19 protein-coding genes are annotated in these 21,700 nt (G+C 71.5%); 13 read left to right on the forward strand and 6 right to left on the reverse strand.

The window, feature by feature from the left end:
* Positions 1-204: 204 nt before the first annotated feature.
* Both AC0ZLC_RS28625 and AC0ZLC_RS28630 read left to right on the forward strand, forming a co-directional pair.
* Positions 205-1,065, forward strand: a complete 861-nt coding sequence (locus AC0ZLC_RS28625; RefSeq protein ID WP_476754848.1) for a metallophosphoesterase family protein — start codon at positions 205-207, stop codon at positions 1,063-1,065.
* Entirely contained in the window at positions 1,062-1,754 is a 693-nt protein-coding gene (locus AC0ZLC_RS28630; protein ID WP_476754849.1) for a 4'-phosphopantetheinyl transferase family protein, read from the forward strand. Before AC0ZLC_RS28625 ends, AC0ZLC_RS28630 begins: the two co-directional genes overlap by 4 nt.
* 32 nt (positions 1,755-1,786) lie before the next feature.
* On the opposite strand, the gene AC0ZLC_RS28635 is transcribed toward AC0ZLC_RS28630, so the two are convergent.
* From AC0ZLC_RS28635 to AC0ZLC_RS28650, 4 genes are all read right to left on the reverse strand, one after another.
* Entirely contained in the window at positions 1,787-2,017 is a 231-nt protein-coding gene (locus tag AC0ZLC_RS28635) for a hypothetical protein (RefSeq protein ID WP_476754850.1), read from the reverse strand.
* Between the two features lie 142 nt (positions 2,018-2,159).
* On the reverse strand, positions 2,160-3,386 hold the full coding sequence (locus AC0ZLC_RS28640; RefSeq protein WP_476754851.1) for an MAB_1171c family putative transporter: 1,227 nt from the start codon (positions 3,384-3,386) through the stop codon (positions 2,160-2,162).
* A gap of 24 nt (positions 3,387-3,410) precedes the next feature.
* On the reverse strand, positions 3,411-3,941 hold the full coding sequence (locus AC0ZLC_RS28645) for a toxin-antitoxin system, toxin component (RefSeq protein ID WP_476754852.1): 531 nt from the start codon (positions 3,939-3,941) through the stop codon (positions 3,411-3,413).
* 32 nt (positions 3,942-3,973) lie between these two features.
* Complete coding sequence (locus AC0ZLC_RS28650) at positions 3,974-4,630, reverse strand: helix-turn-helix domain-containing protein (RefSeq protein WP_476754853.1); 657 nt, start codon at positions 4,628-4,630, stop codon at positions 3,974-3,976.
* Positions 4,631-4,851: 221 nt separating this feature from the next.
* Between AC0ZLC_RS28650 and AC0ZLC_RS28655 the strand changes: the two genes are divergently transcribed.
* The 10 genes from AC0ZLC_RS28655 to AC0ZLC_RS28700 all read left to right on the forward strand — a co-directional run bounded on the left by AC0ZLC_RS28655 (position 4,852) and on the right by AC0ZLC_RS28700 (position 18,847).
* The gene (locus tag AC0ZLC_RS28655) at positions 4,852-5,508 is read left to right on the forward strand and encodes an MmyB family transcriptional regulator (RefSeq protein ID WP_476754854.1); all 657 of its coding nucleotides are present in this window, start codon (positions 4,852-4,854) and stop codon (positions 5,506-5,508) included.
* A 466-nt stretch (positions 5,509-5,974) separates the two neighbouring features.
* Positions 5,975-6,973 carry a LacI family DNA-binding transcriptional regulator gene (locus tag AC0ZLC_RS28660; RefSeq protein ID WP_476754855.1) on the forward strand — a complete coding sequence of 333 codons (999 nt, stop codon included), beginning with the start codon at positions 5,975-5,977 and terminating at the stop codon, positions 6,971-6,973.
* A 296-nt stretch (positions 6,974-7,269) separates the two neighbouring features.
* Complete coding sequence (locus tag AC0ZLC_RS28665) at positions 7,270-8,622, forward strand: ABC transporter substrate-binding protein (RefSeq protein ID WP_476754856.1); 1,353 nt, start codon at positions 7,270-7,272, stop codon at positions 8,620-8,622.
* 8 nt (positions 8,623-8,630) lie between these two features.
* The gene (locus AC0ZLC_RS28670) at positions 8,631-9,602 is read left to right on the forward strand and encodes a carbohydrate ABC transporter permease (protein WP_476754857.1); all 972 of its coding nucleotides are present in this window, start codon (positions 8,631-8,633) and stop codon (positions 9,600-9,602) included.
* A complete protein-coding gene (locus AC0ZLC_RS28675; protein ID WP_476754858.1) occupies positions 9,599-10,474 on the forward strand; it encodes a carbohydrate ABC transporter permease in 876 nt (291 codons plus the stop codon). Before AC0ZLC_RS28670 ends, AC0ZLC_RS28675 begins: the two co-directional genes overlap by 4 nt.
* 38 nt (positions 10,475-10,512) lie before the next feature.
* Positions 10,513-12,123, forward strand: a complete 1,611-nt coding sequence (locus AC0ZLC_RS28680; protein WP_476754859.1) for a glycoside hydrolase family 13 protein — start codon at positions 10,513-10,515, stop codon at positions 12,121-12,123.
* A gap of 64 nt (positions 12,124-12,187) precedes the next feature.
* Positions 12,188-14,359, forward strand: a complete 2,172-nt coding sequence (locus tag AC0ZLC_RS28685) for a discoidin domain-containing protein (RefSeq protein ID WP_476754860.1) — start codon at positions 12,188-12,190, stop codon at positions 14,357-14,359.
* 227 nt (positions 14,360-14,586) lie between these two features.
* On the forward strand, positions 14,587-15,594 hold the full coding sequence (locus tag AC0ZLC_RS28690; RefSeq protein ID WP_476754861.1) for a pyridoxal-phosphate dependent enzyme: 1,008 nt from the start codon (positions 14,587-14,589) through the stop codon (positions 15,592-15,594).
* 234 nt (positions 15,595-15,828) lie between these two features.
* Complete coding sequence (locus AC0ZLC_RS28695) at positions 15,829-17,880, forward strand: phosphocholine-specific phospholipase C (protein ID WP_476754862.1); 2,052 nt, start codon at positions 15,829-15,831, stop codon at positions 17,878-17,880.
* A 52-nt stretch (positions 17,881-17,932) separates the two neighbouring features.
* Complete coding sequence (locus AC0ZLC_RS28700) at positions 17,933-18,847, forward strand: LURP-one-related family protein (RefSeq protein ID WP_476754863.1); 915 nt, start codon at positions 17,933-17,935, stop codon at positions 18,845-18,847.
* 98 nt (positions 18,848-18,945) lie between these two features.
* Here the strand turns inward: AC0ZLC_RS28700 and AC0ZLC_RS28705 are convergent, their stop codons facing one another.
* Both AC0ZLC_RS28705 and AC0ZLC_RS28710 read right to left on the reverse strand, forming a co-directional pair.
* The gene (locus AC0ZLC_RS28705) at positions 18,946-19,893 is read right to left on the reverse strand and encodes a DMT family protein (protein ID WP_476754864.1); all 948 of its coding nucleotides are present in this window, start codon (positions 19,891-19,893) and stop codon (positions 18,946-18,948) included.
* The gene (locus AC0ZLC_RS28710) at positions 19,890-20,765 is read right to left on the reverse strand and encodes a phosphatase PAP2 family protein (RefSeq protein WP_476754865.1); all 876 of its coding nucleotides are present in this window, start codon (positions 20,763-20,765) and stop codon (positions 19,890-19,892) included. Before AC0ZLC_RS28710 ends, AC0ZLC_RS28705 begins: the two co-directional genes overlap by 4 nt.
* Positions 20,766-20,996: 231 nt before the next feature.
* On the opposite strand from AC0ZLC_RS28710, the gene AC0ZLC_RS28715 reads away from it, so the two are divergent.
* Entirely contained in the window at positions 20,997-21,608 is a 612-nt protein-coding gene (locus AC0ZLC_RS28715) for a TetR/AcrR family transcriptional regulator (protein WP_358851942.1), read from the forward strand.
* Positions 21,609-21,700: the final 92 nt, after the last annotated feature.

Below are 21,700 nucleotides of genomic sequence, written 5' to 3' on the forward strand. Positions count from 1 at the left end.
GAGGCTCGTGGCAGTGGTGTTGGCCCGATCATAGGGGGCGCGGGGCCTCCGTGGCGCCACGGGCATGTTACGGATTGGCAGGCGGCCCGCGCGGCCCGCCCGCGCGGACTCCCGGAACGTGGACTCGGAACCCGGTCGAGCCGCTCTTGTCGGTGCCCGGCGGATGTGTTCTTGTGGTCCACAAGGATCTAGGAGGGAGCGGGAGTGGACGCGACGGCCGGCCGTGCCGGGCAACTGCTGGCCATCAGCGATCTGCACGTCGGATACGCCGAGAACCGCGCCCTGGTCGAGCGGATGCGCCCCACGACCGACGACGACTGGCTCCTGGTGGCCGGAGACGTCGCGGAGACCGTGGCCGACATCCGGTGGGTCCTCGAAACCCTCGCCGGACGCTTCCGCAAGGTGATCTGGACCCCCGGCAACCACGAGCTGTGGACCCACCCGAAGGACACCGTCACCCTGCGCGGCGTCGCCCGCTACGAACACCTCGTCGCGCTGTGCCGCGAGATCGGTGTCCTCACCCCCGAGGACCCCTACCCCGTGTGGGAGGGCCAGGGCGGCCCCGCGGTCGTGGCGCCCCTCTTCCTGCTCTACGACTACTCGTTCCTGCCGCAGGGCTGCGAGACCAAGGCGCAGGGTCTCGACTACGCGGAGTCGACCGGCATCGTCTGCACCGACGAGCATCTCCTGCACCCCGACCCGTACCCCAGCCGCGACGCCTGGTGCCGGGCCCGGGTCGCCGAGACCGAGAGCAGACTCGCCGAGCTGCCCGAAGAGCTCCCCACGGTGCTGGTCAACCACTACCCGCTGGACCGGCACCCGACGGACATCCTGCACTATCCCGAATTCGCGATGTGGTGCGGCACCGGGCTGACCGCCGACTGGCACCGCAGGTTCCGCACGGCCGTCATGGTCTACGGTCATCTCCACATCCCGCGGACCACCTATCACCAGGGCGTCCGCTTCGAAGAGGTGTCGGTGGGCTACCCCCGCGAGTGGAGCAGACGTCCGGGACCGCACGGTACGCTGCGCCGCATTCTGCCGATGGAGGGTCGGAGCCGGTGATCGAGGAAGTGCTCCCGGAGCCGGTCGTGGCCGTGGAGACGTTCGGTGACGACGAGGCCGGGCGCGCCGCGCTGTACCCCGAGGAAGAGGCGCTGATAGCGCGCGCCGTGGCGAAGCGCCGCCGGGAGTTCACCGCCGTGCGCGCGTGCGCCCGCCGCGCCATGGAGAAGCTCGGCGTGCCCCCGCGGGCGATCCTGCCCGGCGAGCGTGGAGCCCCCCGCTGGCCACAGGGCCTGACGGGCAGCATGACGCACTGCGAGGGCTACGGCGCCGCCGCGCTGGTCCGCACCGCCGACCTCGCCTCCCTCGGCATCGACGCCGAGCCCCATCTGGAACTCCCCGAGGGTGTCCTCGACGCCATCGCCCTGCCCACGGAGCGGGAGCGGCTGCGCCGGCTGGCGGCGGCCGTCCCCTCCGTCCACTGGGACCGGTTGCTGTTCAGCGCCAAGGAGTCCGTCTACAAGGCGTGGTTCCCCCTGACCGGGCAGTGGCTGGACTTCTCCGAGGCGGACATCGACCTCCTCCCGGATCCGCAGGCCGGGGACGCCGCGCCGCGCACCGGCCGCCTCCGCGCCGAACTCCTCGTGCCGGGGCCGCTGGTGGACGGCGCGCGCGTCCAGGTCTTCGAGGGACGCTGGACCGTCCAGCGGGGCCTGCTGGCGACGGCGCTCACCGTGCCGCGCTCCTGAAGGACCACCGCTCGGATCCGTCCCTGCCGGTCTCACCCCGATTGCGGGCACCAGCTGTGCAGCAGCCCGAAGAACTCCGCCTCGTTGCCCGCGAGGCCGGCCGCCGCCAGCGCGCGCTCCGCCTCGGCGAGCGCGGCCGGCGGCACCACGGGTGGGCGCCCGGCGTCCGGCAGGCCGTCGAACGCGGCGCGAACGGTCTGGAGGAGACGCAGATAGGCCTGCACGGCGGCGCGTTCGTGGTCGGTCAGTACGGCGGTCGGCATCGGACGGCTCTCCCCGGGTCGGCTGGTCGAAGCGGTACGTGACTCCAGCTTGCCGTCCCCCACTGACAATCCGGCTTCCGCAGCCGCGGGTTCGCCCGCCCGGCGGACGTGGGACATTCCGAATTCCCTGGCCGGACAACGGTCAGCGGGAGCGTTCTCCGGGGTCGGGGGTCTGCCCGGTCGTGGCCCGCCGCCGGACGGCCGCGACCACGGGTGACCGGCGCAGGGCGACCGACATCCGCACGAGGTCGCGGGGACCGTCGGCCGCCGCGGCCGCAGCCTCCGACGGCGCGGGGGCGCCGGAGGCCGCCGCCGAGCTGATGACCCTGCCCTCCGGGTCGGCGGCCCTCGCCCGTACGGCCGCCGACACCATCGCCGCGTCCGCCTCGGCCCGCGCCTGTGCGGGTTCCGCACCCGCCGCCACGGCGGCGTCGTAGGCGAAGGAGCGCACCTCGGGGTCGAAGTAGGGGTACAGGCCGAGCATCCCGTCGTGGATGTCGGACTCCCGCTGGGTGACCTGGAGTTCGGCGGGGGACCACCAGGCGATCCGCACCGCCCGTTCCCCGTGCCCGGCGACCGAGTTCAGCTCCCGCCACAGCGGCCCGAGCCTGCGGTACGTCGACCAGGTGCCCCAGATGTCCCCGACGCGCCGCCCGGCCAGCGGGAGGCAGAAGCCGACCGCGCTCAGCTGCGCCCCGAGCGAGGCGAGCACGGGTGCCACGTAGGTGCTCAGGCCGTCCAGGTCGCCGCCGTTCCACCGGGCGGCCACGGCGGTCAGTTTGGCCGCCGCGTACGGGATGTTGCACAGGAAGCCGGTCGCGATGGTGAGCAGCCCGGCACGCAGCCAGCCGCGCACCTGGAGCGCCCAGCGCCAGCACATGACGTTCACCGCGACGCCCGCGACCGTGAGCGCCACCAGATAGAGCACGATCATCTCGCGGACGAAGGGCGTGTTGGCATAGTGGGTGTCGAAGTCCCGCAGCCGTTCCTCGGGGGTTTCGCCGAGTACGAACAGGACGACCAGCGCCACGCTCACCACGGTGTACCCGGCCGTCCAGCGCCGGGAGACGCGGCGCGTCGACTCGGGGGGCCCGCCGCGCCAGTTGACGATCAGTACGAGGCAGGAGGCGCTGAAGGCGCTCAGCAGGCAGTAGACCAGCGGCGCCGAGATGTTCGGGACGCCGGTGAGTTCGTTGACCTCGGCGATGGTGGGCGGTGCGGCGAAGAGGAAGACGAGACCGGCCAGGGCGAGGAGCACGCCCACGGACCGCAGCAGCGGGTCACGCCAGCCCCGCACGAGCGCGGGCGCCTTCACGGCGAGGGAGACGCCCATGGCGACGGCGGGGATGTAGTAGCTGGATCCGTCCATGGTCCTCGGGGTCTTCCGGGGTGCTCAGTCCTGCGGCCCGCGGTAGCCCAGGGAGGCCTCGATCCGGCCCGCCAGGTCGTCCCGCCGCACCGGCCCGCGCAGCGGCGAACCTGTCAGCCACCTACGGCACTTGCTGGCGAGGAGCAGGCCGAAGCTCTCGGCGTCCTGCTCGTCGCCGAGGTCGAACCGGGTGCGGGCCGCCACCCTGAGCACGGTGGCCTGGAGGTCCGCGTCGTCGCGGAGCAGCCGGGCCGCGACGGCCGCGCCCTGCACATGATGGCCGCAGTGCCCGGCCTTCATGTGCCACAGCTCGTGCCCAAGGATCACCAACTGGTGGTCGGGCGCTGTGCGTTGCTCGATGACGACGAGGTCCTGGTCGGCCATGTCGAGCCACAGCCCGCTCGCGGTGCCGGGCGGGAAGGCGGCCGTGCGGTACTGGACGGGACGGCCGCGGCGCCTGCTCATGGCGTCGCACAGGGCGCCGTACAGGTCGGCGGGCTCCGCCGGCGCGGGCAGCGAGAGTTCCGCGACCAGCTCGCCGCACAAGCGGCGCATCTCCCTGCCAATGCCCACTGTTCTCCCCCGGATCACGACTCGGGCCGCTTGACGCTTTCCAGGAGCATGTCCAGCCATTCCGCGACCTTGTCCCGGTGCTGGTCCGTGGGCAGCTGCGCGGCCCGCCAGGCGATGCCGCGGACGCCGTGGTCCTGGAGCAGCCGCTCCAGCGGGTCGTCGGCGGCGAGGGCCGCCGCGCGTTCACGATCGGCGAGCTGCTGGAGGAGTTCCTGTTCGCAGCACTGGAGCGCGCTCGCGAGCGCCTCGGGATCCTCGGCCGTGAGGAATCCGGCGTGCACCCGGAAGAAGCGCTGGATCGCGTCGCAGTGCTCCATGGTGGGCCGCCGGTCGCCGTTGATGAGGGCTCCGGCCTGCTGCCGCGACATGCCCGCGCCGTCGGCGATCTCCTGCTGGGTGTACTTGCGCCCGTTGGGCTTGAGCCGCGTGCGGCGCAGCAGGTCGAACCGCTGCAGGAACCGCGTCTGCAGGTCGGGTTCGCCGGCGGGCCGGCCGCTCAGCAGGGCCCTGACCACCGGTTCGGGGACGCCGGACTCGGCCGACAGGCGTCGCACGTCGAAGATCTCGCCGTGCGGCACACCGAGCCGGTCGGCGAGTGCGGTGACCCGGGCCACGACGGCGGGCAGCAGAACCGTCGCCACGGCGCCCGGAACCTCGAAGCCATCCGTCACCGACAGATCTCCTACGTCTCTCTCAGGTCTCTCACAAGATACTCAGGAACCCCCCGGAGAGTAGCCGCTTGTTCGAACCCACAGCCAGGTCTCGCCACAACTGTGGCGAGATTCAGCCGTCAACAGGCGCCAAATGCCACGATAGTTGACACGACTCCGCTCCGGGCAGCAGGATCGGGGCGCCGCGTGAAGGCCGCATAGGCAAGAGGGGTGACCTCCCGATGGCGTACCAGGCAGGAGGGCAGCGGTCCCAGCCGCGGCCCGTCCCCGAGAGTCTCGAGGCTCAGGCGTATCTCCAGGACTACGCCACGCTTCTGGATGCTCTCCCCTTTCCGTCGGTCGTGCTCGACCACCGATGGGACGTCGTCCTGTCCAACGCCGCGTTCGAGAGGCTTTTCCGTGGTGTCGGCCCGCATCCGACGGCGATGCCGGGCGACAACTTCCTGCGGTTCGTCCTGTTCCACCCCGATGCGGCCATGGTCCTCGGTGAGCACGAGTCGAGCTGGTGCCTGCCGATGCTGGCCCACTTCGCGGCCGCCGTGGAGCTGCACGCGCAGGACCGCGGTCTGCAGTCGATCCGCCGGGACATCGCCCAGGACCCCCTCATGGAGGCCGCCTACCGGCAGGGGCTGCCGCACTGGATCCGGGCCGTGGGCCCGCAGGGCGTGGAGCAGGACGGAGCGGTGCGCCCGCTCGTGCACCCCGACCCGCGCTGGGGCCGTACGGACTGCCGGGTCGTCGGTGAGACCCCCAAGACCCTTCAGGACATGGGCTATACGCGCCTGACCCTGGTCCTGCGCGAGGCGCGCCGCGCGCCGCTGGTCCCGCGCAGGACCCGCGTGGTCCGGCACGGCGCCGCACACCTCCGCGTCGTGTAGCGGCTCCCGGCCCCCTCCCGCGTCACCGACGCCTCCCCGCCAGGCCCCGTTCGCCGCTCGGGCCGGACCCGAGCGACGGCACCCACGGGAGCCTGGTGGTCAGCGTCCCCGTCAGGACCGACGGCAAGGCCGTCGACGCCTCGGGCGCCCCTCATCGTCCTGGCGAACGCGATGGCAGGCCGGACTCCGACGTCGACCCGGGCGACTTCATCGAGTGGGTGGCCAGGTCACGGGCCACAAGAGGTGACCGTGGGAGGCGCATGCCATCGCACCGCGCGTGACATCGCACCGCCCCGCCCCACCCGTACGAGGAGGTCGCCCCGCGGCGCCGGGCGCCGTCGGCAGGCACCTCCGGACGACGACCTGCCCCCCCCCCGGGGGCGACGCTTCACAGCGCGCATCCAGGTCCTGGCGAGTTCACCCGTCAACGCAAGCCGCTTGCATATCTTGCGCTATTCTTGCGCGCATGACGCGACGACTTGCTCAGGTGGCCAAGAAGGTCGGGGTCAGCGAGGCCACGGTCAGCCGGGTGCTCAACGGCAAGCCCGGGGTCTCCGACGCCACCCGGCAGGCGGTGCTCTCGGCACTCGACGTCCTCGGTTACGAGAGGCCCACGCAACTGCGCGGCGAACGTGCGCGCCTGGTGGGCCTGGTACTGCCCGAGCTGCAGAACCCGATCTTCCCTGCCTTCGCCGAGGTGATCGGCGGGGCGCTCGCCCAGCTCGGACTGACGCCCGTCCTGTGCACGCAGACCAAGGGCGGTGTCTCCGAGGCCGACTACGTGGAACTGCTGCTCCAGCAGCAGGTTTCCGGCGTGGTCTTCGCGGGCGGCCTGTACGCGCAGGCCGACGCGCCGCACGACCACTACCGCCGGCTCGCGGACCGCAGGATCCCGGTGGTCCTGGTCAACGCGTCCATCGAGCACCTCGGGTTCCCCGGCGTCTCCTGCGACGACGCCGTCGCCACCGAACAGGCCTGGCGGCACCTCGCCTCACTGGGGCACGAGCGGATCGGGCTCGTGCTCGGCCCCGCCGACCACATGCCCTCGCAGCGCAAACTGGCGGCGGCCCGCGCCTTCGGCGCCGACCTGCCCGACGAGCACATCGCCCGCGCCATGTTCTCCCTGGAGGGCGGACAGGCCGCCGCCACCCGGCTGCTGGACCGCGGGGTCACCGGCATCATCTGCGCCAGCGACCCGCTCGCCCTCGGCGCCGTGCGCGCGGCCCGGCGCAAGGGGCTTGCCGTCCCCGCGCAGATCTCCGTCGTCGGCTACGACGACTCCGCGTTCATGAACTGCACCGAACCCCCGCTGACCACCGTCCGCCAGCCCATCGAGGCCATGGGCCGGGCCGCCGTCGAACTGCTGAACGCCCAGATCGGCGGCAGCTCCGTACCGGCCGAGGAGCTCCTGTTCGAGCCGGAACTGGTGGTGCGCGGCTCGACCGCGCAGGCGCCGCGCGGCTGACAGCGGCACCCCTGCGAACCCCGGGGCGCGACATCCCGCGCACCCGGGGCGCCCGGCCGCTCGCCGCGTTCCGCAAACGCCGACGCACCGCTGTGCAAGCGCGACACCGGCCTCCGAAGACCCGGTGCAAGCGACGCGCCGCCGCGATCCACGTGTCTGTCAAATAATTACGGATTCTGCGCGAGATATTGCGGAGCGATGTCGGCGGTGCTTGAGTGTGCGGCGCCAGACACGGCCGCACGCCGCCCGGTGTGCCGCCGTGGGCCTTCCACGCACCTGCCCAAAGGGGTCCACCGATGAGAAGCACCGGGTTCCGCCGTACCTGCACCGCACTCGTGGCTTCGGCCCTCACGCTCAGCGCCGTGAGTGCCTGCGGTTCCGACGACGACAACGCCGCGGGCGGCAAGACCCGCATCACGGTCAACTGCATGCCGCCCAAGAGCGCCAAGGTCGACCGCTCGTTCTTCGAGGCCGACATCAAGGCCTTCGAGAAGCAGAACCCGGACATCGACGTCGTCGCCCATGACGCCTTCCCCTGCCAGGACCCCAAGACCTTCGACGCCAAACTCGCCGGCGGTCAGATGGAGGACGTGTTCTACACGTACTTCACGGACGCCAAGCACGTCGTGGACATCAACCAGGCCGCCGACCTCACGCCGTACGTGAAGGACCTCGACAGCTACGACACCATCCAGCAGCAGCTGCGCGACATCTACACCGTCGACGGCAAGATCTACGGCATCCCGCGCACCGGCTACTCGATGGGCCTGATCTACAACAAGAAGCTCTTCGAGAAGGCCGGTCTCGACCCCGACAAGCCCCCGGCGACCTGGGCGGAACTGCGTGCCGCGGCCAGGAGGATAGCCGCCCTCGGCGACGGCACCGTCGGCTACGCCGACTACAGCGCCCAGAACCAGGGCGGCTGGCACTTCACCGCCGAGATGTACTCCCAGGGCGGGAACGTGGTCAGCGAGGACGGCAAGAAGGCCGCCGTCGACACCCCCGAGGGCAAGGCCGTCCTGCAGAACCTCAAGGACATGCGCTGGAGCGACGACTCCATGGGCAGCAAGCAGCTCCTCGTCATCAACGACGTCCAGCAGCTGATGGGCTCCGGCAAACTCGGCATGTACCTCTCCGCGCCCGACAACATCCCGATCCTCGTGAAGGAGAAGGGCGGCGACTACAAGGACCTCGCGCTCGCCCCGATGCCCGGCGGCAAGGGCACGCTCATCGGCGGCGACGGCTACATGTTCAACAAGAAGGCCACCCCGGAACAGATCAGGGCCGGCCTCAAGTGGCTGGACGACATGTTCCTGACGCCCGGAGACGGCTTCCTCGGCGACTACGCCCGCGCCAAGAAGCACGACGCCCCGGTCGGCCTGCCCGAGCCCCGGCTCTTCACCGGCGCCGCCGACGCCAGGGACCAGGAGATCAAGAAGACCAACGCCAACGTGCCGGTGCGCAACTACCAGCCCTTCCTCGACGGCAACCAGAGCCTGGAGATGAAGATCGAGCCGCCGCACGCCCAGCAGATCTACTCGGTCCTGGACGGCGCCGTCTCCGCCGTGCTCACCAAGAAGGACGCCGACGTCGACCAGCTCCTGAAGGACGCCTCCGGCAAGATCGACTCCATTCTGGCCCGAGGCTGACACCGTTCATGAAGACCGCATCGAAGCCCCCCGCCCCGCCTCCGGCCACCGTCGGCATGCCGACGGCGGCGCGGCGGCCGGCCGGGCGCCGGACGGGGAGCCCGTGGCGCCGCCGCCTCGCCGACCAGTCACGCGCGTACGCCTTCCTGGCCGGCGGCGTGCTCTGCTTCGCGCTGTTCTCCTGGTACCCGGCGATCCGCGCCGTCGTGATCGCCTTCCAGAAGTACACGCCGGGGGCGGGCGCGGAGTGGGTCGGCACCGACAACTTCACCCGGGTCTTCCACGACCCCGAGTTCTCCGCAGCCTGGCGCAACACGCTCACCTTCACCGTGATCGCCCTGCTCATCGGCTTCGCCGTCCCGTTCGTCCTGGCGCTCGTCCTGAACGAACTGCGCCACGCCAAGGCCTTCTTCAGGGTCGTCGTCTACCTGCCGGTGATGATCCCGCCGGTGGTCAGCGCGCTGCTGTGGAAGTGGTTCTACGATCCCGGAGCGGGCCTCGCCAACGAGGCACTGCGCTTCCTGCACCTGCCGACCTCGAACTGGTCCAACGGCGCCGACACCGCGCTCGTCTCCCTGGTCGTCGTCGCCACCTGGGCCAACATGGGCGGCACCGTCCTGATCTACCTGGCCGCGCTCCAGGGCATCCCCGGCGAGCTGTACGAGGCCGCCGAACTCGACGGCGCCGGGCTCCTCCAGCGGATCCGGCACGTGACGATCCCGCAGACCCGCTTCATCATCCTCATGCTGATGCTGCTGCAGATCATCGCCACGATGCAGGTCTTCACCGAACCCTTCGTGATCACGGGCGGCGGCCCCGAGAACGCGACCGTCACCGTGCTGTACCTCATCTACAAGTACGCCTTCCTCTACAACGACTTCGGCGGCGCCTGCGCGCTCAGCGTCATGCTGCTCGTGCTGCTCAGCGTCTTCTCCGCCCTGTATCTGCGGCTCACCCGCTCGGGAGGCGAGGACGCATGAGCACCCGCACACTCATCTCCCCCCTGACGCTCGCCCGCCCCCGCGGCAGGGCCGTCTACTGGACCGTCTTCACGGGCGTGGTGCTGCTGTTCGCGGTCGCCTTCCTCTTCCCCGTCTACTGGATGGTGTCCGGCGCCATGAAGTCGCCGGACGAGGTCGTGCGCACCCCGCCCACGCTCGTGCCCGACCACTGGAGACTCAGCGGGTACACGGACGCCTGGGACCTGATGGACCTGCCCACCCACCTGTGGAACACCGTCGTCCAGGCCACCGGCGCCTGGGTGCTGCAACTCGTGTTCTGCACCGCCGCCGCCTACGCGCTCTCCAAACTGAAACCGGCCTTCGGCAACGTGATCCTCGGCGGCATCCTCGCCACGCTGATGGTCCCGGCGCAGGCACTGGTCGTACCGAAGTACCTCACCGTCGCCGACCTGCCGCTGATCCACACCAGCCTGCTCAACGACCCGCTCGGCATCTGGCTGCCCGCCGTGGCCAACGCCTTCAACCTGTATCTGCTCAAGCGCTTCTTCGACCAGATCCCGCGGGACGTCCTGGAGGCCGCCGAGATCGACGGCGCCGGCCGGCTGCGCACCCTCCGGTCGATCGTGCTGCCGATGTCCCGGCCGGTGCTGGGAGTCGTGTCGATCTTCGCCCTGGTGGCCGTCTGGCAGGACTTCCTCTGGCCGCTGATGGTCTTCTCCGACACCGACAAGCAGCCCATCAGCGTGGCCCTCGTCCAGCTGTCGCAGAACATCCCGCTGACCGTGCTGATCGCCTCCATGGTGATCGCCAGCATCCCCATGGTCGTGATGTTCCTGGTGTTCCAGCGGCACATCATCGCCGGGATCAGCGCGGGCAGCACCAAGGGCTGACGCCACCCCCTGAACGGCTTCACAGAAAGGTAGGCACAGTGGGACAGCCTTCCCCTGCCCGCACGCAGGACCAGTGGTGGCGCTCCGCCGTCATCTACCAGGTGTACGTCCGCAGCTTCGCGGACGGCGACGGCGACGGCACCGGCGACCTCGCGGGCGTCCGCGCCAGACTCCCGTACCTCGCCGAACTCGGCGTGGACGCCCTGTGGTTCAACCCCTGGTACCTGTCACCCCTGGCCGACGGCGGCTACGACGTCGCCGACTACCGGGTGATCGACCCCGCCTTCGGGACGCTCGCCGAGGCCGAGAAACTCATCGCCGAGGCACGCGAGCTGGGCATCCGCACCCTCGTCGACATCGTGCCCAACCACGTGTCCGACCAGCACCCCTGGTTCCGGGCCGCGCTCGCCGCCGGACCCGGCAGCCCCGAACGGGAGCTGTTCCACTTCCGGCCCGGCCGGGGGGACCGCGGCGAACTTCCGCCCAACGACTGGCCGTCCCAGTTCGCGGGCTCCGCCGAACCCGTGTGGACCCGGCTGCCCGACGGCGACTGGTACCTCCACCTGTTCACGCCCGAGCAGCCCGACCTCAACTGGGCGCACCCCGCCGTCCGCCAGGAGCACGAGGACGTCCTGCGCTTCTGGTTCGAACGGGGCGTCGAGGGCGTACGCATCGACTCGGCGGCGCTGCTCGCCAAGGACCCCGCGCTGCCCGACCACGTCGAGGGCCGGGAGCCGCACCCCTATGTCGACCGCGACGAACTCCACGACATCTACCGCTCCTGGCGCGCCGTCGCCGACGAGTACGGCGGCATCTTCGTGGGCGAGGTCTGGCTCCCCGACAGCGAGCGCTTCGCCCGTTACCTGCGCCCCGACGAACTGCACACCGCCTTCAACTTCTCTTTCCTCTCCTGCCCCTGGGACCCCGGACGGCTGCGCACCGCCATCGACGAGACCCTCGCCGAACACGCCCCGGTCGGCGCCCCCGCCACCTGGGTGCTGTGCAACCACGACGTGACCCGCACGGTCACCCGCTACGGCCGCGCCGACACCGGATTCGACTTCACCGCCAAGGCCTTCGGCACGCCCACCGACCTGGCACTCGGCACCCGCCGCGCCCGCGCCGCCGCCCTGCTCTCGCTCGCCCTGCCCGGTGCCGTCTACGTCTACCAGGGCGAGGAACTCGGCCTGCCCGAGGCGGAGATACCGCGCGAGCGGATCCAGGACCCGATGCACCACCGCTCCGGCGGGACGGACCCCGGCCGTGACGGGTGCCGCGTACCACTGCCGTGGACGGCCGACGGGCCCCACGCGGGATTCGGCGGCGAGCCCTGGCTCCCGCAGCCGTCCGGCTGGCCCGCGTACGCCGCCGACCGCCAGGCGGAGGACCCCGCCTCGATGCTGAGCCTGTACCGCGGAGCGCTGCGCATCCGCCGCGCCCGGCCCGGCTTCGGCGACGGCCCGCTCGCCTGGCTGCCCGCACCCGACGGCGTCCTCGCCTTCGCCCGCGCGGACGGCCCGCTCTGCGTGGTCAACCTCCGCGCCGCTCCGGCCGAACTCCCGTCGCACAGCGAGCTGTTGCTCACCAGCGGCCCGCTGGACGCCGACGGACGCCTTCCCCGGGACACGGCGGCCTGGCTGCGCGCCTGACGCCGCAGCCCGGCCGCCGCACCACCCGCTGTCCCGGCACCCCCACCACGAAAGGGATCAGCACATGTCCAGATCTGTCAGGCGCATGCCCGCCGCGGCGGCCGCCACGGCGGTCGCCCTCGCGGCAGGCCTGCTCAGCGCCACCACAGCGCAGTCCGCGGCCTCGGCCGCGGGCGCCGACCTGCCCTTCACCTCGGTCGAGGCCGAGTCCGCCCCCTCCACAGGCACGAAGATCGGCCCCGACCACACCCAGGGCACCCTCGCCTCCGAGGCGTCCGGGCGCCAGGCCGTACGCCTGGCCGCGGGACAGCGCGTCGAGCTCACCGTGCCCCGCGCGGCCAACGCCGTGAACGTCGCCTACAGCGTGCCCGACGGCCAGTCCGGCACCCTCGACGTCTACGTCAACGGCACCAGGCTCGCCAAGTCGATCCCCGTCACCTCCAAGTACTCCTACGTCGACACCTCCTGGATCGCCGGCGCCAAGACCCACCACTTCTACGACAACGCCCGGCTCCTCCTCGGCCGCGGCGTGCAGGCCGGTGACAAGGTCGCCCTCCGGGCCACGTCCACCCAAGTCACGGTGGACGTCGCCGACTTCGAGCAGGTGTCCGCGGCCGGCACACGGCCGGCCGGATCGGTGTCCGTCACCGACAAGGGCGCCGACCCCGGCGGCCAGGGCGACTCCACGCAGGCCTTCCGGGACGCGATCTCCGCCGCGCACGGCGGAGTCGTATGGATCCCGCCGGGCGACTACCGGATCACGTCCTCGCTCCAAGGCGTCGCCAACGTCACTCTGCAGGGTGCGGGCAGCTGGTACTCCGTCGTGCACACCTCGCGCTTCATCGACCAGAGCAACTCCTCCGGAGGGGTCCGCCTGAAGGACTTCGCGGTCCTCGGCGAGGTCACCGAACGGGTCGACTCCAACCCGGACAACTTCGTCAACGGCTCACTCGGACCCAACTCCAGCGTCTCCGGGATGTGGATCCAGCACCTCAAGGTCGGCCTCTGGCTGACCGGCAACAACGACAACCTCGTCGTCGAGAACAACCGCATCCTCGACACCACCGCCGACGGCCTCAACCTCAACGGGAACGCGCGCGGTGTCCGCGTCCGCAACAACTTCCTGCGCAACAACGGCGACGACGCACTCGCCATGTGGTCGCTGTACGCCCCCGACACCAACAGCAGCTTCGAGAACAACACCATCACCCAGCCGAACCTCGCCAACGGCATCGCCGTCTACGGCGGCACCGACATCGCGGTGAAGAACAACCTGATCGCCGACACCAACGCCCTCGGCAGCGGCATCGCCATCTCCAACCAGAAGTTCCTCGACCCCTTCTCGCCGCTCGCCGGGACCATCACCGTCTCCGGGAACACCCTCGTGCGCACCGGCGCGCTGAACCCCAACTGGGGCCATCCGATGGGCGCGCTGCGCGTCGACTCCTACGACAGCGCGATCGAGGCGACCGTCGGCATCACCAACACGACGATCACCGACAGCCCCTACAGCGCCTTCGAGTTCGTGTCGGGCGGCGGACGCGGCCACACCACCCGGAACATCACGGTCGACGGCGCCACGGTCGACAGGGTCGGCACGGTCGTGGTCCAGGCGGAGACACCGGGCGCGGCCCGCTTCAGCAACGTCCGGGCCACCGGGGTCGGCGCGGCGGGCGTCTACAACTGCCCCTACCCGGCGGGCTCCGGCACCTTCACGCTCACCGACGGCGGCGGCAACTCCGGCTGGGACAGCACCTGGTCCAACTGCAACGCCTGGCCGCAGCCCGGCTCCGGCAACCCCGATCCCGACCCGGCCCGCAACCTCGCCAAGGGCCGCACCGCCACCGCGAGCGGCTCCCAGGACGTCTACACACCGGGCAGAGCCGTCGACGGGGACGCGAACACCTACTGGGAGTCGTCCAACAACGCCTTCCCGCAGAACTGGACGGTCGACCTCGGCTCGACGCAGCCGGCCCGCCGGGTCGTGCTGAAGCTGCCGCCCGCCGCCGCCTGGCAGGCGCGCACCCAGACCCTGTCGGTCCAGGGCAGTACCGACGGCAGCAGCTACTCGACGGTGGTGGCGTCCAAGGACTACCGCTTCGACCCGGCGAGCGGGAACACGGTCACCGTGACCCTGCCCGGCGGCACGAACCTGCGCCACCTGCGACTTCACGTCACCGCCAACACCGGCTGGCCCGCCGCCCAGTTCAGCGAGGTGGAGGTGTACCTGTCCTGACCTTCGCCGGTGCCCCGCGCTTCACCGTCTGGATCCGCTCGTACACATGGGCCGGGTCCGCGACCCGGCGAAGCGCGGGGCGACCCGTGCGCATGGGGGTTCCCGTCCCTGTCGGCGGGACGGCGAATTCCCTGGCCGGGCCAAGTCGTCGCATCCTTGGAACGGGACAGCAGCTCCTGCGCCCGGTGAACCTTCCGGGCAGCGGCGCCACAGAAAGAGGACCTCTCATGACCGTCAGCGACAGCGGCTCCGCCACCGCTCCCCGGGTGCTTCTCGGCACCTGGCCGACACCCTTGGAGGCCGCCCCGCGGCTGAGCGCGCACCTCGGTCTCGGGCCCGAGGACCTGTGGCTCAAGCGCGACGACCTCAGCGGTCTCGGCGGTGGTGGCAACAAGGTGCGCAAGCTCGAGTTCAGCTGCGGCCGGGCGCTGAGCCGCGGCGCGACCGTCCTGGTGGCGAGCGGCGGCGCGCAGAGCAACTACGCGCGGCTGACGGCCGCGGCGAGCCGTCGGCTGGGACTGAAGGCCGTGCTGGTCCTGCGGGGGAACGGCCCGCAGGGGCGGACCGGGAATCTGAGTCTCGAGGGGCTGCTGGGGGCGCGCGTGGTGTGGGCCGGGGACGTCGACGCCGCCGGTCTCGACCTCGCGGTGGCCGCCACGGCCGAGGAGCTGACGGAGCAGGGGGAGCGCGTCGAGGTCCTGCCGTTCGGGGGCAGTGACCGCAACGGGGCGCTGGGATACCTCGAAGGGGGCCGGGAACTGCGGAACCAACTGCCCGACGTGGAGCACGTGGTCGTCGCGGGGGGCTCGGGCGGGACCATGGCCGGTCTGGTGGCCGCACTCGGCACGGAGCGGGTCCTCGGTGTCGACGTGGGTGCCGTGGACGACCTTCCCGCCCGCGTCGCCGCACTGGTGGGCGCGGTGTCGGACGGCCGTACGGAGGCTTCCGCGCTGCGTCTGCGCCGGGACCAGGCCGGCGCCGGGTACGGGATTCTCACGCCCGCCGCCTCGTCCGCGATGGAAGCGGCGGCGGTGTGCGAGGGCGTCATCCTGGACCCGGTCTACACCGCCAAGGCCCTGGCCGGGCTCGCGGCGGCCGTGGCGGACGGTGACATCCGGCCGGGCCGGCGCACGGTGTTCGTGCACACGGGCGGGCTGCCCGGACTGTTCGGCCACGAGATCGCCGGTGAACTGGCGGCCCGGGTGGCCCAGAGCACTGACGCCCGGGAGTCCTGACGTCCGTATGCCGGGAGTCCTGACGTCCGTACGGCCTGACGCCCTGCACAGGGCCCGTTGGCGGGGACCCTTCGGCTGCGATGGCCGAAACCGTTGGTCGCATGTACCGCCGTGTTTCACGTGGATGCCACGAGGCCCTTCCCTGACGTTTGGTGCTCTTGGAACACTCCTTTCGCGCGCCTTCCCTCAGCATCCGGGCCACCCGTGCCCCGTCAGGACAGAGGTCACCCACCCATGCCCCCAGTGAACCGGCGTCGTTTTCTGCAACTCGCGGGCGGCACCGCGGGATTCACCGCGTTGTCCGACAGCATCGCCAGGGCCGCCTCGATACCCGCCGGGTACCGCAGCGGCACGATCGACGACGTCGAGCACATCGTCGTCCTGATGCAGGAGAACCGTTCGTTCGACCACTACTTCGGTTCGCTGAGAGGTGTCCGCGGCTTCGGCGACCCACGGGTGGCCACCACGTCGGGAAGGAAGCCGGTCTGGTACCAGTCGGACGGCACCAAGGACGTGCTGCCCTTCCGGCCGGAGGCCGACGCCCTCGGGATGCAGTTCATCCAGGACCTCCCGCACGGCTGGAACGACGGACAGGCCGCGTTCAACAACGGCAGGTACGACAAGTGGGTGCCCAACAAGTCGTCCACGACGATGGCGTACCTGACGCGTGAGGACATCCCGTTCCACTACGCGCTCGCCGACTCGTTCACCATCTGCGACGCCTACCACTGCTCGTTCATCGGTTCCACCGACCCGAACCGCTACTACATGTGGACGGGTTACACCGGCAACGACGGCACCGGCGGCGGTCCGGTCCTCGGCAACGACGAGGCCGGCTACGGCTGGACGACGTACCCCGAGCGCCTGGAGAAGGCCGGCGTCTCCTGGAAGATCTACCAGGACGTCGGCGACGGCCTGGACGCGGCCGGCTCCTGGGGCTGGATCCAGGACGCCTACCGCGGCAACTACGGTGACAACTCGTTGCTGTACTTCGACAGGTACCGCAACGCCAAGCCCGGCGACCCGCTGTACGACAAGGCCCGCACCGGCACCGACGCGCGCAAGGGGGAGGGCTTCTTCGACCGGCTCAAGGCCGACGTCAAGGGCGGGAAGCTGCCGCAGATCTCCTGGATCGTGGCCCCGGAGGCCTTCACCGAGCATCCCAACTGGCCCGCGAACTACGGCGCCTGGTACATCTCCCAGGTCCTGGACGCGCTCACCTCCGATCCCCAGGTGTGGGGCAGGACCGCCCTGTTCATCACCTACGACGAGAACGACGGGTTCTTCGACCACGTCGTGCCGCCCTTCCCGCCGCAGTCCGCAGACCGGGGCAGGTCCACCGTCGACGTCGGCCCCGACCTGCACAAGGGGGACGCGGGGCACGTCGCCGGACCGTACGGGCTGGGCCAGCGGGTGCCGATGCTCGTCGTCTCACCCTGGAGCAGGGGCGGTTACGTCTGCTCCGAGACCCTCGACCACACCTCGATCCTCCGGTTCATGGAGCGCCGCTTCGGCGTGCACGAGCCGAACATCTCGCCCTGGCGGCGCGCGATCTGCGGCGACCTCAGCTCCGCGTTCGACTTCTCCCGCAAGGACACCGGCCCCGTCGCGCTGCCGGACACCGACGGCTACGAGCCGCCGGACCGCGAGCGTCACCCCGACTACGTGCCGACGCCTCCCGCCCATCCCGTCCTGCCCAGGCAGGAGCGCGGTTCCCGGCCCGCACGCCCCCTCAAGTACGCACCGCGGGTGGACGGTTCGGCGGACGCGGCCGCCGGGAGGTTCACCCTCACCTTCGCCTCGGGCGCCCACGCCGGCGCCGCCTTCCTCGTCACCTCGGGCAACCGCGACGACGGGCCGTGGAGTTACACCACCGAGGCGGGCAAGACCGTCTCGGACACCTGGAACTCGGCCTACTCCGGCGGCTCGTACGACCTCACGGTGCACGGGCCCAACGGCTTCCTGCGGACCTTCCGGGGTCCCGGCAAGGTGGCGGGCCCCGAGGTGAGTGCCCGGCACGTGGGGGACGACGTGGAACTCACCTTCACCAACAAGGGCTCCGGCGCAGTGAGTCTCCGGCTCACCAACGGCTACGGCGGCCGGGCGCGCACCTTCCGGGTGCGGGCCGGGGCAACGGTGAAGCACCGGGTCGACCTGCGGGCGAGCAGGCGCTGGTACGACCTGGAGGTCGTGTCCGAGGCGGATCCGGCCTTTGTGCGGCGCTTCGCCGGACATGTCGAGAACGGTCGACCGGGGGTCAGCGACCCGGCGATCGTCACCGCGTGACGGTTACCCGGGCGCCCGTCCCTTTCCGTCCCGAGCGAGGTAGTGTGCCCCGGTGACCACGCATTCGAACACACCTGCAGGTTGGTACCCGGATCCCCACGGGGCGGCCCAGACGCTGCGGTACTGGGACGGTTCCCAGTGGACCCAGCACACCAACACCGACCAGCAGGGGCAGAGCGCGCCCGCGGTTCCGCAGCAGGCGCAGGCGGTTCCGCAGCAGCCGGCCCAGCAGCCGGCGTACGGCGCCCAGCAGGCCCAGCAGGCGTACGGGGGCCAGCCCGTACAGCAGGCCCCCGCGGGTGCCGACCCGCGCGTGCAGCGTCAGGTGCAGCAGCAGGCCGGGGTGGCCGGTGGCGGCGCCGGGGGCGGCACCCTGTTCAGCGAGCCGGTCCTGGTGGTGAACCAGAAGGCCAAGCTGATCGAGCTGACCAACGAGTACAAGGTCATGGACCAGCAGGGCAACCAGCTCGGTTCGGTCGTCCAGGTCGGGCAGAGCGCCCTGAAGAAGATTCTGCGGTTCGTCGCCAGCATCGACCAGTTCATGACGCACAAGCTGGAGATCCGCGACGCGTACGGTCAGCCGCAACTGCTGCTGACACGGCCCCGCAAGTTCCTGAAGTCGCGGGTGCTCGTGGCGCGTCCGGACGGACAGCCCGTCGGCGAGATCGTGCAGCAGAACATGATCGGGAAGATCAACTTCGCGATCAACGCCGACGGCCGGCAGGTCGGCGCGATCAAGGCGGAGAACTGGCGCGCCTGGAACTTCGCGATCGTCGACCACGCGGACAACGAGGTCGCCCGGATCACCAAGACCTGGGAGGGCCTTGCGAAGACGCTGTTCACGACGGCCGACAACTACGTCCTGCAGATCCACTACCAGCTCCCCGAGCCCCTGTTGAGCCTGGTCGTGGCGACCGCGCTGACGGTCGACACGGCGCTCAAGCAGGACTCCCGCGGACTGGGCTGACCCGCACCACGCCGCTGACCCGCACGACGCCGACGGCGGCCGCACCGACGTGACGCGTCGGTGCGGCCGCCGTTCGCTGTTCCAGCGCCTCGCGGCAGCTACAGCCGGGTGAGGTGGCGCCTCGTGCGGCGGGCCGGCTGCCGGGGCACGAGCGCCGGCTCGCACGCCGCCGATCCGGGCTCCAGCGCCAGTACCGCGGCGACGGGGTGGTCGTCCGCCACGACGGGTTCGGGCGCCCAGCGCGACAGCGTCACGACACCCCAGGCCGCGACCGCGGCCCCCGTCGCGGCCAGCAGTACACCCATCGCGCCGTACTGGAGCCGTTCGCCGAGCAGGGTCAGGCCGATCGCCGCGGCGGCGACCGGGTTGGCCAGCGTCACCACGGCGAGCGGCGCGCCGAGTCCGCCCCGGTAGGCGGTCTGCGACAGCAGCAGCCCGCCCGTCGCGAAGGCGGCGACCAGGAGCGCCACCACCACGACCTCGACGCTGAGCAGCGGTCCGCTGCGGTCCGTCGCGGCCACGGTCACCGTCTGGGTGAGCGCCGAGGCGACACCCGACGCGAAGCCGGACGCGCCCGCGTGCCGCAGGCCGGGCCGGGCGCCCGGCCGGGACAGGCCGCCGATGACCACCGCGGTCGCGGCGGCCACGCCCAGCGCCTGCGGCACGCTCAGGATGTCGTCCGGCGCGGGGCCCGAGGCGGTGACCAGCAGGGCCGCCAGGCCGATCAGTGTGAGCGCCGTGCCACGCCACTCGACCGCGCTGACCCGGCGCCCGGCCACCCGGGCCCCCAGCGGCACCGCGGCCACCAGCGTGAGGGCGCCGAGCGGCTGGACGAGGGTGAGCGGTCCGTACTTGAGGGCCGCGACGTGCAGCAGCGCGGCGGCCGCGTTCAGGGTCACCGACCACCACCAGGCGCCGTCGCCGAGCAGCCGCAGGAGGCCGGTGCCGGCGCTCTTGGCGGCCAGCCGCTCCTGGGCCACCGCGGCGGCGGCATAGGCCACCGCGGAGAACAGCGACAGGACCACGGCGACGAGGGTGGCGCTCATCGTCCTGCCCCCACGAGCTCCGGCAGGGACTCCGCACTCTCGGCGTCCGCCGCGGGACGGGTACGACCCGTGGTCGTCAGCGTCCGGTGCGGCAGGTGGATCACGGCGAGCGCGATGCCGAGCAGCGCGGTGGCCACGATCGCGTCGAGCCAGTAGTGGTTCGCCGTGCCGACGATCACCAGCAGGGTGAACAGCGGATGGAGCAGCCACAGCCACCGCCACCGGGACCTGGTCGCCGCGATCAGGCCGACCGCGACCATCAGCGCCCAGCCGAAGTGCAGCGACGGCATCGCCGCGAACTGGTTCGCCACCGAGTCGGTCGCGGGCCGCGCCCCGTACACGGTCGGTCCGTAGACCTGCCCGGTGTCGACGAGTCCCGCCGTGGCGAGCATCCGGGGCGGGGCGAGGGGGAAGGTGAGGTGCAGCACGAGAGCGGCGGCGGTGACCACGGCGAGGACCCGGCGGGACCACACGTAGTGGGCGGGACGCCGCAGGTAGAGCCAGCTCAGGAACGCCGCGGTGGCCGGGAAGTGGACGGTCGCGTAGTAGGTGTTCGCGAGGTGCACGAGCGTGTCGCCGTGCAGCAGCGCGCCCTGCACGGCGCCCTCGCCCGGCAGGTGCGCGGCCCGCTCCCAGTCCCACACGTGACCGGCGTTGCGGAAGGCCTCGGCGGTGTGGCCGTCGGCCAGCTGCCGGCCGGCCTTGTAGACGACGAAGAGTCCGACGACGAGCAGGAGCTCACGGACGAGAGGCGGGCGCACGAGGGTGTCGCGCGTCGCCGACGGTGCCGGCCGCGCGGTGGTGTGCCGCTGAGTTGTCCGGCGTATGACCGCGTCGGGCGGCCGATCTGCAGGCTCGGTCTGGGAATTCATCCCCCGGCCCCTTCGCTGACGGTCTTGCGTGGGGTGGTGCGCGGTGAGCCCAGGGCAAGGTCCACTCCGGGGGAGTGGGTCCTGTCCAGGACTCATCGATACGCCAGTGTACCGATACGACGCTGTATCGATACGCCAGTGTACCGGTACACGCTCGTACCGGTACACTGGCGTATCGATACACTGGACGAGCGGGCGCAGCGGACCGCCGATCGAGCGAGGGGAAGAGCCATGACGTCGCAGGCAGCGGAGGGACCGGAGACGGTCGCCACCTCGCGCCGCTCCAAGATCACGCCGGAGCGTGAGCAGGAGTTCTACGACGCCGCGCTCGACCAGATCCGGGAATGCGGGTACGAGGCCCTGACCATGGAGGGCGTGGCCGCGAGCGCACGCTGCAGCAAGTCCACGCTGTACCGCCAGTGGAAGACCAAGCCCCAGTTCGTGGCCGCCGCGCTGCGGGCCAGCCGCTGTCCGCGGTTCCGCGGCATCGACACGGGCTCGCTCGCCGGGGACCTGCGCGCGGCGGCCCGCACCGCGGGGGACCGGTCGGGCGACACCCAGCTCCTCCAGGCGCTCGGCCACGCCGTGATGCAGGACGAGGAGCTGCAGAAGGCCCTGCGCGACGCGCTCGTCGAGCCCGAGGTGGCCGAGCTGAGGGAGATGATCGCCCGCGCGGTCGAGCGCGGTGAGATCGCCGCCGACCACCCGGCGCTGGAGTACATCCCCGCACAGCTGCTCGGCGTCCTGCGGGTCCGCCCCGTCCTCGAGGGCCGGTACGCGGACGGCGACTACCTCGAAGGCTTCGTGGAGGCGGTCGTGATTCCGGCCCTCGGCCTGACCTGAGACCCAGGCCGCCGTCCGCGGGATGACCGGACGGCGGCCTGACCGCGCCGCACCGTGGGGACGGGGGCGGCGCGCACCCCGGCCGGGTGGGG

This window comes from Streptomyces sp. GLSS-08, from assembly GCF_056387915.1.